Below are 13,303 nucleotides of genomic sequence, written 5' to 3'. Positions count from 1 at the left end.
TCGAATCGCTGCCTTGTCAACCGCTTTCTGAAGAATTTAAAAACTCGAAATCTTCAATTAATTCAAACGGTTGTCTTTCAATTTCTGACCCGCCTCAGCGGCGTGCCCCTCGAAAGAGATGCGTATTCTACAGAGCTCACTCGGACTGTCAACGCGGTTTTTGATATTTTCTCAAAAACCTCGCTTTCTGTTCAATCCGTGATCACGACGCGGGCAATCTTCTTTTTACCCGCCTGTACAACACAGTCATCCCCCAAGCTAAAGAAGCGATCACCTTCGTGCTTTTCCCCGTCAATGAAGACAGCTCCGCGCCCTAACACATCCCTGGCAGCCGCTCCATTCTTAACCAGCCCGGCTAGGCGAAGCACCGTGGCTACTGGCAGATGCTCCTGCCCCGCCAGGGAAACCTCAACCGTCGGCACATTTTCTGGAATTTCACCCAGGCCCACGCGGTTGCCCGCAGACTTGTGAGCAGTTGCGGCCGCCTCGGCGTCATGGAAACGCGTGATAATTTCTTCCGCCAGCAGTTTTTTATAGTCCTGTGGGTTTGCGCCTCCGGCCACAGCCGCACGGAACTCATCCACTTCCGCCAACGGCCTGAAACTCAGCAACTCAAAATAACGCCACAGCAGATCATCCGGCATGGACAACAGCTTGGTGTACATTTCACCGGGCGAATCATTAACACCCACATAGTTGCCCAGTGACTTAGACATCTTCTGGACACCATCCAGCCCTTCCAGCAACGGCATGGTCAATACAGCCTGCGGCTTCTGGCCATAGTGCTTTTGGAGAATCCGCCCCATCAACAGATTGAACTTCTGGTCGGTTCCACCCAACTCGACATCCGCTTCCAGGGCGACTGAATCGTACCCCTGAACCAACGGGTAAAGAAACTCGTGGATGGCGATGGGCTGCTCGGCACGATAGCGCTTGGTGAAATCATCGCGCTCAAGCATACGGGCAACCGTATACTGCCCGGCCAGACGAATCATGTCAGCCGCCGAAAGCTTGCTCATCCAGTCGGAATTGAACACCACCCGCGTCTTTTCCCGATCCAGAATCTTGAACACCTGCTCTTTATAGGTAATCGCGTTGGCGGCAACCTGAGCTTCTGTCAGAGGCGGACGCGTCGCGCTCTTGCCAGTGGGATCACCGATCATGCCCGTGAAATCCCCGATAAGAAACATCACTTCATGCCCCAGATCCTGGAACTGCCGCAGCTTATTGATCAGAACCGTATGGCCCAGGTGGAGATCAGGGGCCGTGGGATCGAACCCGGCTTTTATCCTGAGAGGGCGCCCCTCCCGGAGCTTCTCAATCAACCCTTCTTCGGGGATCAACTCATCCATGCCGCGCTTGATTACGGCCATTGCCTCATCAATAGATGCCATGTACCACACACCCTTAATTCTGATCATTTGGGCCGGAAAGCCGTTACAGAGATCTACAAAAGAAATCTGTGCGTTACCTGCACCCCTGTTAAAGTGTACCTGCTCAGTTTTTGAACAAAGCCGCGTATTTAAGGCCGGGCATTATAACAATCCCGGCCCCAGAAATCCGGCCAGTATGCCAGTAACGGTAATGTTTGATGCTGTCCTGAGCGCATTTTATACGGTAATCTGTTGGACTATACTTGAACAACAGCTTTAATTAGGTAGTACAACCTACCGGAATACCGATTAAAACGGATGCGACACGTGCTGAAAATGTTTCCGAAAACCCATATCACCATTGCCGCTGCGACCAGTGTTGTCGTTGCAGCCGCTATTCTGATGAGCCCCAGCGCCGATGTAGAAGCCAACAGAATGGCTTATTCGCTGGATCTCGACGAAGGCACCGTCAAGGAGTCAGGCAAGCCGACTCCCCGCATGAACGAACAGCCCGCTGCCGACAAGATGCCAGAAGAAGACGCAACAGTAGCACCTGAACTGGCATCCATCAGCGACGAGCCTCAGCTACCCGAAGCACTGGACACCGCTGAGGTCAGCGAGCCAGAGCTGCAATGGCAGGAATACAAGATCAAGTCCGGCGACACACTTTCATCCCTGTTCGGCAAGGCCGGCTTCAACGACGGCATCATGCTGTCTGTGATCCACGGCTCTGGCGAAGCCGATAAGCTTCAGCGGCTCTATGCTGGCGAAACCATCGCGTTTGCAACCAATGACGCCGGCGAACTCGCTGCCATAGACCTCCAGCGCAACCTGCTGGAAACCCTTCACGTTGAAAAAACCGAAGAAGGTTTTACCGGCGAAACCGTGGTCCGCGAGCCTGACGTTAAACCGGCATTTGCGTCAGGCGTTATTGACGGCTCCCTCTATGTGGCGGCGCGCGAAGCCGGCATGAGCGACAGACTGGCCATGGAAATGGCGGGCATCTTCGGGTGGAACATCGACTTCGTATACGACGTTCGCAAGGGTGACCGGTTCGAAGTGGTGTATGAGGAACTGTATCTGGACGGCGAGAAATTCGACACTGGCAACATTCTGTCTGCTCGCTTTATCAATCGGGGCAAAGAGGTTATTGCCCTGCAGTACACTGACAGCAACGGTGATACTGACTATTACAGCCCGGACGGCAGCAGCATGCGCAAGGCGTTCCTGCGCACACCCATCAACGCCCGCGTCTCTTCTTCCTTCAACCTTCAGCGTCGTCACCCGGTACTGGACGTCGTTCGCCCGCATGAGGGCACTGACTACGCCGCGCCTCCAGGCACTCCCATTAAGGCGGCTGGACATGGCAGGGTACAGTTTGCCGGATGGAAAGGCGGCTATGGCCGCACGGTCATTCTCAAGCACGGCGACAACATTACCACTCTCTATGCCCACATGAGCCGTCTCGGCAAAGGCATCAAGACCGGCACCAAGGTCAAGCAGGGCGACACCGTTGGCCATGTTGGCTCTTCCGGCATGGTGACCGGGCCCCACCTGCATTATGAATTCCGGGTCAACGGCTCTCCGAGAAACTCGCGAACGGTCAAGCTCCCTGATGCGAAACCGGTACCCAAGTCAGAAATGGCTCGCTTCAAGGGATTTGCGGAACAGCAAGTTGCCAAGTTCGAACTGTTCCGCCAAAACTACCAGCATCTAGCCCTGGCCGCTGACGAGTGAACTGAATGAAAGCCTGGATTGGATTGATGTCAGGCACCAGCATGGACGGCATTGACGCCATACTGGTGTCGTTCAACGGTCAAACAATCCAGGTGCATGCCACCCACACCACCGCCTACCCGGACGACATACGCAGACGGCTGGTCAATCTCGGCCAGAACCGGGGAACGCCGGATGATGTCGGCGAGCTTGATCACGCCGTCGGCTCACTGTTCGCCCTCGCGGCGGAAACTGTGATCGGGAAGTCCGGTTTCCCGGCCTCATCCATCAACGCCATCGGCAGTCACGGCCAGACCCTACGTCACCACCCTGATAGTTCAGCACCTTTTTCCCTGCAGATTGGCGATCCCACTGTTATCACTGAACGAACCGGCATCACGACCGTGGCAGACTTCAGGCGGCGCGACCTGGCAGCAGGCGGTCAAGGAGCGCCACTGGTGCCGGCATTCCACAAAGCCTTCTTTAGCGCTGAAGGCGAGAGCCGGTGCATCCTTAATCTTGGCGGCATCGCCAATATCACCCACCTTCCAGCGGGCGCCAATGAGCCGATCACCGGTTTTGATACAGGCCCTGCGAACGCGCTGATGGATGCCTGGTGCATGGATCAGACTGGCCGGGCGTTTGACGAGGATGGCGCATGGGCCGAGGAAGGGGAGATCAATCAGGCACTGCTAAGCGACCTGCTTTCGGATGCCTACTTTTCGCGACAGCCACCCAAGAGCACGGGTACCGAAAAGTTCAATATTGAGTGGATCAGGACTCAATTACGTCGTCACCCGGACCTTTCCGGCGCCGACGTACAACGCACCCTGCTCGAATTAACTGCAGTATCCGTCGCGCAGCAGTTGCCGCAATCGCCGGGAATGACAATATTTGCGTGTGGGGGCGGTGCTAAAAACAGGATTCTGATGCGGGCTCTGCAGCGAACCTGTAGCCCGGCCCGCCTCGCGTCAACAGATGACCTGGGCCTGGACCCGCAATGGGTAGAACCGGCGGCCTTTGCCTGGCTCGCAAGCCAGACACTCGCCGGCAAGCCCGGCAATGTTCCGGAAGTTACAGGCGCAGAGGGGAAAAGAATACTTGGGGCGGTGTACTACGCCTGAACACGCACGTCAGATCGAGAAGGAGCTACCACAGCCACAGGTGGAGCTGGCATTGGGGTTCTGAACGACAAATTGCGACCCCTGCAACCCTTCCTGATAATCCACGGTTGCCCCGACCAGATACTGGTAACTCATAGGATCCACAAGCAACATCACGCCATCCCTTTCGATGACCGTGTCTTCCTCATCCTGCGCTTCATCGAATGAGAAACCATACTGGAAACCGGAACAGCCGCCACCGGTCACAAACACGCGAAGCTTGAGGTCGGAGTTGCCCTCCTCATCCACCAGCTCCCGTACTTTGGATACCGCGCTGTCACTGAAAAACAGCGGTGTGATTGCCTGTTGCTGAACTACACTCAAGTCCGCCTCCGGTTACAGAAAAATCTGACCTGATTATCATATTCCTGACTAAAACAATCAACTATTCCTTGCCAGGTACCTCTACCGACTCTTCCTCCGCCTGCTTCTCTTCAGGAATGACTCTGCCGGCAGCATCAGATTGCTTGTCCCTGCTCAACAAACCCGCGGGCTCGTTCTGGTGAACCAGGCTCCCGTTAACGGACGCGCCCATAGCCATCTCGATCAGATTGTAATAGACATTGCCATGGATGGAGGCTTTTTCGGCCAGTTCAAGGTGCGTTGACGCGTACACATCGCCGTGAACCGTGCCGTTTACGATCACATGAGGGGCGACAATGTCACCCTCCACGGAACCCACCTCAGACACCCTTAACACCGCGTCGCCGCCTTCTTCGGCAACGACCCGGCCGCGGATAGTGCCATCCACATGCAGTCCGCCGGAGAAATGCACATCCCCCTTAACCGTCGTGCGGGACGAAACCAGGGTATCGAAGTGCCCAGCGGGGCGCCTAGGTTTCTGTTTCTTTTTGCCAAGCATTTTAGTTCTCCGTCAATTCATCCCAATCAAAAGTTCGTTCGGCCTGGGACGATTTACTGCCTTCTGCACGGGCGACCACCTGCAGCTCAACCGGCTCGAAACCGTCCGGCACTCGTAAAAGCCCCTCTATATCCTGAAAATACCGGAAGCGGAACTTGACGCCCAGATCGTCGATATCGTCCGACAGGTCCCTCAGCGCGATCACTTCTTTCTCTTCATTTCGCATACCAATGACGTTCACCGCGACCACGCCCGATATATAACTCTTGTTGTCACCGATCTGGGTGAGCACCAGCTTAAAACCATAGGTGTCGTCCTGGCGCCCCTGCTGCATCGTGAACCGATCCACCTGCAGCCCTTTGCTGGTTTCCGAAGGTGCCATGATGTTTTTATAGAAAGTCAGATCCGCTTTCAGTGACGCGATCCGGGTTTCCAGATCAACAATGCTCCTTCTCGCCTGATTCAGGGCTTGTGCATCTATGGTTCGCCCCCGCTCCAGGTTGACCAGTTGCTGGCTGGCCTCGCGGTTTTGCTCTCGAAGGTCTTCAACCTGCTCTTCCAGCAGGTCGCGGGACTCTTCGGCAGTTGAAAAACGGAATCCACCCTGCGCCATACCGGTCACATACCCCAGCACCGCAGCGAGGATGGAAAACGTCAGCAATATCAAGCTTCGGCGCAGCCGGTACCCCGGGCGATGCCGGATGACAACGTATTCTTCAGCGGGTTTTCTGTGTTCGCTCACCGGTCAGACCTATGGTAGCAGCGCGGGCGCTTCCAGCCCGAGGGTTTCCTTGAGGTCAAACATGATGTTCATGTTCTGGACCGCCTGCCCTGCCGCACCTTTTACCAGGTTATCAATGACCGATGAAACGATCACAATATTGCTCTGCTCCTGCCGGTGAAGAGCCATACGGCAGTTGTTGGCACCACGGACACTGCGGGTTTCCGGATGACTGCCAAATGGCATCACGTCCACAAAAGGCTCATCCCGGAAGCGGTCTTCGAACAGCGACTGGAGACGGTCAAAATCAGCAGGGTTCCGAAGCTCTGCGTATAGCGTTGCCTCGATCCCCCGGACCATCGGAATCAGGTGTGGCACGAAGGTAACACCGACATCACCACCCGCCGCCTGGGACAGGCCCTGACGAATTTCCGGGAGATGGCGATGACCGGATGCGCCATAGGCCTTGAAGCTCTCGCCCACCTCACCGTGCAGCATACCGATCTTGCCCTGACGTCCGGCACCGCTGGCGCCCGACTTGGCGTCCGCGATCAGTCGTGACGGATCGACCAGCCCGCTCTCCAGCAATGGCAGAAAGCCCAACTGGACAGCTGTGGGATAACAGCCCGGGTTAGCCACCAGTTGTGCTGTACGGATCTTGTTCCGCACCACTTCCGGCAGGCCATAAACCGCTTTCTCCGCCCATTCGGGACTTTCATGAGGCATGCCGTACCACTCGGCCCAGACATCCAGATCCCGGAGGCGGAAGTCCGCTGATAGATCCACAACACGGGTTCCGGCAGCCATCAGTTCCGGCATCATCCGCATGGCCACACCGTGGGGCGTGGCGAAAAAGACCAGATCACAGGCTGCCAGCGTTTTTACGTCCGGCTCGGAAAAGGCAAGGTCGTAGTGGCCGCGAAGGTTCGGATACATATCTGCGACCGGCATGCCGGCCTCGGAACGCGAGGTGATGCAACTCACCGTCACGTCCGGATGAACCGCAAGAATCCTCAGAAGCTCAACACCGGTATAACCGGTACCACCTACAATGCCTACTTTTATCACCTGTTTCTCCAGCTGAAATCGAGTTCATAAAACACACATAGTCTAACATGATAAACCAATGACTTATTGCAGCCCGACCGGCGCTGGTTACAATATCGTCAAGAAACCACTCGTCCCTGGAAAACCGGCGATCATGCGTAAACTGAGAAACAAGATCACTGAAAATCTGATCCCGGTTTTCCGACGCCGGCTGTCCGGTGTCGACGCCTTGCCGCAACTGGCGGTTCTCGGATTGCTATCCGGCCTGTTTACCGGTGGTGTGATTCTGGTGTTTCGCCTGGCCATTGAATGGCCGCTTGAGTACTTCCTGCCTGGCGACGGTTCTGAGTCGTTTGAAGAGTTGGACATTCTTACCCGCGCCATCCTGCCATTGGCGGGTGCCGTTGCGCTAGGCCTGCTGATGCACAACCTGGCAACCCACGACCGCAAGGTTGGCATCGTGCACGTCATGGAACGCCTGAACTACCATCAGGGCTATATTTCCGTTCGCAGCGCCCTCGTCCAGTTCGCCACCGGTGTCAGCACCGTTGTTACCGGCCAATCCGCCGGCCGGGAAGGCCCCGCCGTACATCTTGGGGCAGCCATCTCCAGCTTGATGGGGCAATGGATGCGGCTACCCAACAACAGCATCCGGACATTGGTTGCCTGCGGCTGCGCGGCCGCTATTTCCGCGTCGTTCAACACCCCGATTTCCGGCGTTATTTTTGCCATGGAAGTGGTGATGATGGAATACACCATCGCCGGTTTCACCCCCATCATCCTGGCATCCGTGACCGCGGCGGTGGTTACCCAGGCCGCGTACGGCTCGGAGCCAGCGTTCAGTGTGCCGCCGCTGACCATGAACTCCCTGCTGGAAATCCCTTGGATCATCGCCATTGCAATCATTATCGGGGTCGCGGCGGCGGCCTTTATACAACTGATCGACACCACCGGCCGCCACCACCATCGCCCGGTATTACTGCGACTCACCATCGCCGGACTTCTCATGGTGCCCTTTGCCATCGTTGTACCGGAAGTGATGGGGATCGGGTACGACACGGTGCAGTTCACGATCGACAACCAACTGCCCTTCTGGCTATTGCTGGGCGCCGGCATCGCCAAGTTGTTGATCACTTCGGTCACCCTCGGCCTTGGCATGCCCAGCGGCGTGATTGGCCCCACCCTGTTCATGGGAGCCACACTGGGAGGAGCCATGGGATTGATTGGCGCCCAGATACTGCCGGATATGGCATCGTCCGTGGGCTTTTACGCCATGCTGGGCATGGGCGCCATGATGGGGGCCGTGCTGCAGGCGCCACTGGCAGCGCTCATGGCGCTGATGGAACTTACCAGGAATCCCCACATTATTCTGCCAGGCATGCTGATCATTACCACCTCGAGCCTGGTAACCAGCGAAGCCTTTGGCAAGAAATCTTTGTTCCTGACCATACTCAAGAGCCAGGGCCTGAGTTACCAGAACTCACCGGTTATCCAGGCTTTACGGCGCGTGTCCGTCGGCGCCATCATGGACAGGAACATCCTGCGCACCGAACGCTTCCTGTCGCGTGAAGAAGCCAGAAAAATCCTCAAATCCGAACCAAAATGGCTGGTGGTGGAAGGCAGTAGCGGCCCCACTGGCCTGCTGCCGGCGGTGGATCTTGCTCGCTACATGGAAGACACCAAAGCGCCGGCAACGGACAGCGAAGAAGACACAACACCAGAGCAGATTGACCTGATGGACATTCCCGCCAATCGCCGGGACATCGCACCCGTGCAGTACCAGGCGACCCTGGAAGAAGCACTGAACGAATTTGACCAGACCAGCGTAGAAGCCCTCTACGTGCAGCGTCATGTTGCCCCGATGATCCAGCGCGTCTATGGCGTTGTGCTGAAATCGGATATCGAGAGCTACTACCAATACCGACGGAGTTGATGAATGTTGTGGGTCAAAGCCCTGCATATTGTGTCCATGGTGTGCTGGTTCGCCGGCCTTTTCTACCTGCCAAGACTGTTCGTCTATCACGCCGCCTGTGAGGACGAACCTGGCCGCCAGCGCTTCAAGATCATGGAGCGCAAGCTCTATCGGGGAATCACCACACCGTCTATGGTAGCAACGGTTGTTTTTGGTCTCTGGCTCATCGGTTACAATGTCGAAGGTTATATGAGCCAGGGCTGGATTCACGCCAAACTGTTGTTGGTGGTCCTGCTGATCGGCTACCACTTCTACTGCGGACATCTGGTGAAGGTGTTCCGCGATGACCAGAACACCCGTAGCCACGTGTTCTACCGCTGGTTTAACGAGATGCCCGTTCTGGCACTGGTCGCCATCGTCATTCTCGCTGTCGTCAAACCCTTCTGAGGAGCCCGACTATCAACCTTAACAGCCGTCCTCACGTTCTGATTATTTCTGGCCTGGATCCCTCCGGCGGCGCCGGCATCCAGGCTGATATTCAGGCAGTGACCGCCCTGGGCTGTCACCCGCTGCCTGTGTTGTCCTGCCTGACCGTGCAAGACACCCGTAACGTATACAACGCCACCGCAACGGATCCAGACATCGTCCGCCAACAACTGGAATGCCTGGCCGAGGACACCCCCATTCACGCCATCAAAACCGGTGCCCTCGGCAACGCCGATGTGGTGGATGTACTGGTGGACTTTCTCGCCGACCACCCGGACATCCCGCTGATTACCGATCCGGTGATCAAGGCCGCCGGTGGCGGCGACCTCGCCGACGAAGCGCTGATTGCACGCATGAAGGAACGCCTGTTCCGACACGCCGAGATGATTACGCCCAACAGCATTGAATTGGCCCTGCTGGGCGAGGACGAAGATCCGGCGCAAGCGGCCCGCAAGCTGCTAATCGCTGGTTGCCAGTCGGTACTGGCCACCGGGGGGCACGGCGAAGGCGAGGACATCATCAACACCCTCTACCACCAGACTGAAGAACCTTCCCATTTTTACATTGAGCGGGTTGGTGGTGAGTATCACGGCACCGGGTGCACCCTGGCGGCTTCGATCGCCGCTGGCAGGGCATCAGGCCTCTCAGCCGCGGCAGCGATTGACCAGGCGCAGGACTACGTCCTCCGTGCTATCCGGCACGCTCTGCGAGTCGGCAAAGGGCAACCAGTACCCGACCGGGGCATTCCGTGGCAGAGCTAACGCCTTCCGGTACCTTCAGTGCCCAGACCACCGCCAAGGGCCTGAAACCAGGCCTCTACGCCATTACCGACAGCGAACTACTAGCGGAAGACCGACTGCTGGTCGCGGTTGAGGCGGCCCTTCGAGGCGGGGCCGTGTTGGTGCAATACCGTGAAAAGAAGGCGCCAGAGCCGGAACGGCTGAAACAGGCGCAGGACCTGGCGGCCCTTTGTCACAACGCCCGCGTGCCACTGATCATCAACGATGATCCCGAGCTGGCCCGGCGCTGCGGGGCCGCCGGCGTGCATCTGGGCCAGTCCGATGGTTCCCTGGCAATGGCCAGACGGCTACTTGGTGACCATGCCATTATTGGCGCAACCTGCCATGCCGACCTGGCACTGGCGTCCAGTGCGGACGCGGACGGCGCCGATTATCTGGCCTTTGGGCGCTTCTTTAACTCAACCACGAAGCCTGACGCGCCCGTCGCTGAGCCTTCAGTTCTGACCAAGTCACGGCAGTTTGGCAAACCCGTAACCGCCATTGGGGGCATTACTATAGATAACGGCGAAGGCCTGATCCGCGCCGGCGCCGACTTGCTGGCCGTGGTCGGCGGCCTGTTCGATGGTGACGTTGCCACCATTGAAGAGCGCGCACGCCAATTTAGCCGGCTGTTTGCGCAACATCACCCACTTTTTTCATCGTCCGCATCTCAGGAGTCCTGAACCATGACCCAGTCCGAAACCCTATTCGAACAGGCTCAAAAATACATCCCGGGAGGCGTCAACTCTCCGGTCCGGGCCTTTCGGGGAGTCGGCGGTACCCCGCTGTTTTTCAAGCATGCCGACGGCGCCTATCTGTACGACGAAGACGATCGCCGCTACATCGACTACATCGGTTCCTGGGGGCCCATGATCCTTGGCCACGGCAACCAGATCATCAAGGATGCGCTCCATGCCCAGGTCGATCAGGGCATCGGTTACGGAGCACCGACGGCGATCGAAACCGAAATGGCCAAAAAGGTCTGCGAACTGGTCCCTTCCATTGACCTGGTGCGCATGGTCAATTCCGGCACCGAAGCCACCATGAGCACGGTTCGACTCGCCCGCGGCTATACCGGCCGAGACAAGATCGTGAAGTTCGAAGGCTGCTACCACGGCCACGTGGATTCTCTGCTGGTGAAAGCCGGCTCCGGCGCGCTGACCCTCGGCGTCCCCAACTCCCCGGGCATTCCCGCCAGCCTCGCGGAACATACATTGACCCTGGCGTTCAACGATATTGAAAGTGTTCGGGAAACCTTCGCAAAAATGGGCGATGAGATCGCGGCCATCATTGTTGAGCCGGTGGCAGGCAATATGAACTGCATACCACCTGTACCCGGTTTCCTTGAAGCTTTGCGGGAGGTGTGCGACGAGCACGGCACGGTATTGATTTTCGATGAGGTCATGACCGGCTTTCGGGTCGCCCTCGGTGGTGCTCAGGAATTTTACGGTGTCACACCGGACCTGACTGCCCTGGGCAAAGTGATTGGCGGTGGACTGCCCGTTGGCGCGTTTGGCGGCAAACGGGAAATCATGGAACACATCTCGCCACTGGGGCCGGTCTACCAGGCCGGAACTCTGAGTGGCAACCCGCTGGCCATGTGTGCCGGGCTGGCTACATTGAACGCCATTTCAGAGCCGGGCTTCCATGACCGGTTGACGGAAAAGACCAATGCCGTGCGCGATGGGTTAAAGGAGGCTGCGGACAGCACCGGAGTCCCATTGGCAGTGCAAAGTGCTGGCGCCATGTTCGGCTTCTTCTTTACCGACGCCCCCAGGATCACACGCTTCGACCAGGTCATGGCCTGCGACGTAGAGCGGTTCAAAAAATTCTTCCAGGGGATGCTCAAGGAAGGTGTTTACCTGGCGCCTTCAGCCTTTGAGGCCGGCTTTACCAGCGCAGCCCTGACCGATGACGACATCCGACAGACAACGGAAGCGGCAAGCCGTGTCATGAAAACGCTCTGAACGCGACCGATTGATCCCTGACCCCGAAAGCCTGTCAGCAACAGGGACATGTCTTTCGGGGCCCCAGGGGTGACCCGCATCACACTTCTGACCGCCCAAACCGCCCCGGCCCCTCCTGCCGTTGACTTCACTCACCCTATGATCAAATTATGGTCAGATCTCGGACAAGAGATGCACTGACTGCGACCATCTAACAATCACAAGACAGAAGTCAGCGCATGGACGCCACGCAGTACTGCCTTGAACTGCCCCAAAATGCAGTAGTCGGCACAACCTGTTAGGTCGAGCCGCAGTTTGACAATAAATACAACAGCAAACTGTAGGTGCAACAATGAAACAATGGATCAAGGTATTCGCCATGCTGGTGGCACTGGCATGGTCGGCGCCATCAATGGCCTGGTGGTGGAATTCCACGCCATCCAACTACACCGACACCCGCTATCCGGTGGTGTTGGTTCACGGTATGTTCGGATTCGATTCAATTGCGGGAGTAGACTACTGGTATGGCATTGCCGAAGACCTGCGCAAGTACGGTGCCGATGTCTACACCACCCAGGTACCCGCTCTGGACAGCACCATCGCCAGGGGTGAGGCACTGCTACCACAGATCGCCTCAATCGCAGCGGTTCATGGCAAGGTAAACCTGATTGGCCACAGCCATGGCGGGCCCACCGCTCGATACGTCGCACGGGTAAGGCCGGATCTGGTGGCCTCGGTAACCTCCGTGGGCTCCCCCCACAAAGGCTCACCGGTTGCAGACCTGATCCACGGATCTCCGGCGGACAGTCTTGCGGCATCACTGGGTAACGCACTGGGCAGCCTGATCGACCTGCTCTCCGGTGGCGGCTACAATCAGGACCTCCAGTCCAGCCTCTACTCACTCACCACCGAAGGCAGCGCCGAGTTCAACAACTTCGCCCCCGCCGGCGTTCCGGCCAGTGCCTGTGGTGAAGGTGCCTATTCCAGCAACGGCGTGCGCTTTTATTCATGGGGTGGCACTGGCGTACTGACCAACGTGCTGGACCCATCCGACGTACTTTTGGGCACCACCAGCCTGGCGTTTACGTTCAGCCCCAACGATGGATTGGTAGGCCGCTGCAGCAGCCATTTTGGCAAAGTGATTCGTGATAACTATTTCATGAACCACCTGGATGAGGTGAATCAGGCTCTTGGACTGCATAGTCTGTTCGAGACTGATCCAAAAACCGTCTTCCGGCAGCAGGCCAACCGCCTGAGAAATGCCGGGCTTTAAATAGGTTCATCGCACTTTACCGGGA

13 protein-coding genes are annotated in these 13,303 nt (G+C 57.3%); 8 read left to right on the top strand and 5 right to left on the bottom strand.

Annotation, left to right across the window (positions count from 1 at the left end; genetic code table 11):
• Positions 1-191 precede the first annotated feature (191 nt).
• Positions 192-1,394 carry a tyrosine--tRNA ligase gene (gene tyrS / locus B2590_RS08840; RefSeq protein ID WP_286811554.1) on the bottom strand — a complete coding sequence of 401 codons (1,203 nt, stop codon included), beginning with the start codon at positions 1,392-1,394 and terminating at the stop codon, positions 192-194.
• Positions 1,395-1,700: 306 nt separating this feature from the next.
• Here tyrS and B2590_RS08835 point away from each other — a divergent pair, with 306 nt between their 5' ends.
• Both B2590_RS08835 and B2590_RS08830 read left to right on the top strand, forming a co-directional pair.
• On the top strand, positions 1,701-3,110 hold the full coding sequence (locus tag B2590_RS08835; RefSeq protein WP_286811553.1) for a peptidoglycan DD-metalloendopeptidase family protein: 1,410 nt from the start codon (positions 1,701-1,703) through the stop codon (positions 3,108-3,110).
• Positions 3,111-3,115: 5 nt separating this feature from the next.
• Entirely contained in the window at positions 3,116-4,213 is a 1,098-nt protein-coding gene (locus tag B2590_RS08830; protein WP_036203304.1) for an anhydro-N-acetylmuramic acid kinase, read from the top strand.
• Positions 4,214-4,222: 9 nt separating this feature from the next.
• Here B2590_RS08830 and erpA read toward each other — a convergent pair whose 3' ends face one another.
• The 4 genes from erpA to argC form a co-directional block, all read right to left on the bottom strand.
• The gene (gene erpA / locus B2590_RS08825; protein ID WP_036203301.1) at positions 4,223-4,576 is read right to left on the bottom strand and encodes an iron-sulfur cluster insertion protein ErpA; all 354 of its coding nucleotides are present in this window, start codon (positions 4,574-4,576) and stop codon (positions 4,223-4,225) included.
• A 61-nt stretch (positions 4,577-4,637) separates the two neighbouring features.
• Positions 4,638-5,114, bottom strand: coding sequence for a bactofilin family protein (locus tag B2590_RS08820; protein WP_036203298.1), 477 nt, complete (start codon positions 5,112-5,114; stop codon positions 4,638-4,640).
• A gap of 1 nt (position 5,115) precedes the next feature.
• Positions 5,116-5,856, bottom strand: coding sequence for a DUF6776 family protein (locus tag B2590_RS08815; protein WP_036203295.1), 741 nt, complete (start codon positions 5,854-5,856; stop codon positions 5,116-5,118).
• 9 nt (positions 5,857-5,865) lie between these two features.
• Positions 5,866-6,903 (bottom strand): N-acetyl-gamma-glutamyl-phosphate reductase, encoded by a 1,038-nt coding sequence (argC, locus tag B2590_RS08810; RefSeq protein WP_041332668.1) that lies wholly within the window; start codon positions 6,901-6,903, stop codon positions 5,866-5,868.
• Between the two features lie 133 nt (positions 6,904-7,036).
• Between argC and B2590_RS08805 the strand changes: the two genes are divergently transcribed.
• From B2590_RS08805 to B2590_RS08780, 6 genes are all read left to right on the top strand, one after another.
• Complete coding sequence (locus B2590_RS08805; protein ID WP_036203290.1) at positions 7,037-8,815, top strand: chloride channel protein; 1,779 nt, start codon at positions 7,037-7,039, stop codon at positions 8,813-8,815.
• 3 nt (positions 8,816-8,818) lie between these two features.
• Positions 8,819-9,241 (top strand): protoporphyrinogen oxidase HemJ, encoded by a 423-nt coding sequence (hemJ, locus tag B2590_RS08800; RefSeq protein ID WP_036203287.1) that lies wholly within the window; start codon positions 8,819-8,821, stop codon positions 9,239-9,241.
• A 38-nt stretch (positions 9,242-9,279) separates the two neighbouring features.
• Positions 9,280-10,041 (top strand): bifunctional hydroxymethylpyrimidine kinase/phosphomethylpyrimidine kinase, encoded by a 762-nt coding sequence (gene thiD, locus B2590_RS08795; protein ID WP_286811555.1) that lies wholly within the window; start codon positions 9,280-9,282, stop codon positions 10,039-10,041.
• Entirely contained in the window at positions 10,029-10,742 is a 714-nt protein-coding gene (gene thiE, locus B2590_RS08790) for a thiamine phosphate synthase (protein ID WP_286811549.1), read from the top strand. The genes thiD and thiE overlap by 13 nt, the downstream gene beginning before the upstream one ends.
• A 3-nt stretch (positions 10,743-10,745) precedes the next feature.
• Complete coding sequence (gene hemL / locus B2590_RS08785) at positions 10,746-12,026, top strand: glutamate-1-semialdehyde 2,1-aminomutase (RefSeq protein WP_286811548.1); 1,281 nt, start codon at positions 10,746-10,748, stop codon at positions 12,024-12,026.
• A gap of 331 nt (positions 12,027-12,357) precedes the next feature.
• A complete protein-coding gene (locus B2590_RS08780) occupies positions 12,358-13,278 on the top strand; it encodes a lipase family alpha/beta hydrolase (RefSeq protein WP_041332666.1) in 921 nt (306 codons plus the stop codon).
• Positions 13,279-13,303: the final 25 nt, after the last annotated feature.

The sequence above is a fragment of the Marinobacter sp. UBA3604 genome (assembly GCF_002375325.1).
GTDB lineage: Bacteria > Pseudomonadota > Gammaproteobacteria > Pseudomonadales > Oleiphilaceae > Marinobacter > Marinobacter salarius.
The sequence above is the reverse complement of the archived record's forward strand: the minus strand, read 5'-3'. Positions and strand labels throughout refer to the sequence as shown.

Excerpts from the sequence above, each read along its gene's own strand:
- B2590_RS08780 (WP_041332666.1), top strand. The coding sequence starts at position 12,358 with ATGAAACAATGGATCAAGGTATTCGCCATGCTGGTGGCACTGGCATGG.
- B2590_RS08830 (WP_036203304.1), top strand. The coding sequence starts at position 3,116 with ATGAAAGCCTGGATTGGATTGATGTCAGGCACCAGCATGGACGGCATT.
- B2590_RS08805 (WP_036203290.1), top strand. The coding sequence starts at position 7,037 with ATGCGTAAACTGAGAAACAAGATCACTGAAAATCTGATCCCGGTTTTC.
- hemJ (WP_036203287.1), top strand. The coding sequence starts at position 8,819 with ATGTTGTGGGTCAAAGCCCTGCATATTGTGTCCATGGTGTGCTGGTTC.
- tyrS (WP_286811554.1), bottom strand. The coding sequence starts at position 1,394 with ATGGCATCTATTGATGAGGCAATGGCCGTAATCAAGCGCGGCATGGAT.
- hemL (WP_286811548.1), top strand. The coding sequence starts at position 10,746 with ATGACCCAGTCCGAAACCCTATTCGAACAGGCTCAAAAATACATCCCG.
- B2590_RS08820 (WP_036203298.1), bottom strand. The coding sequence starts at position 5,114 with ATGCTTGGCAAAAAGAAACAGAAACCTAGGCGCCCCGCTGGGCACTTC.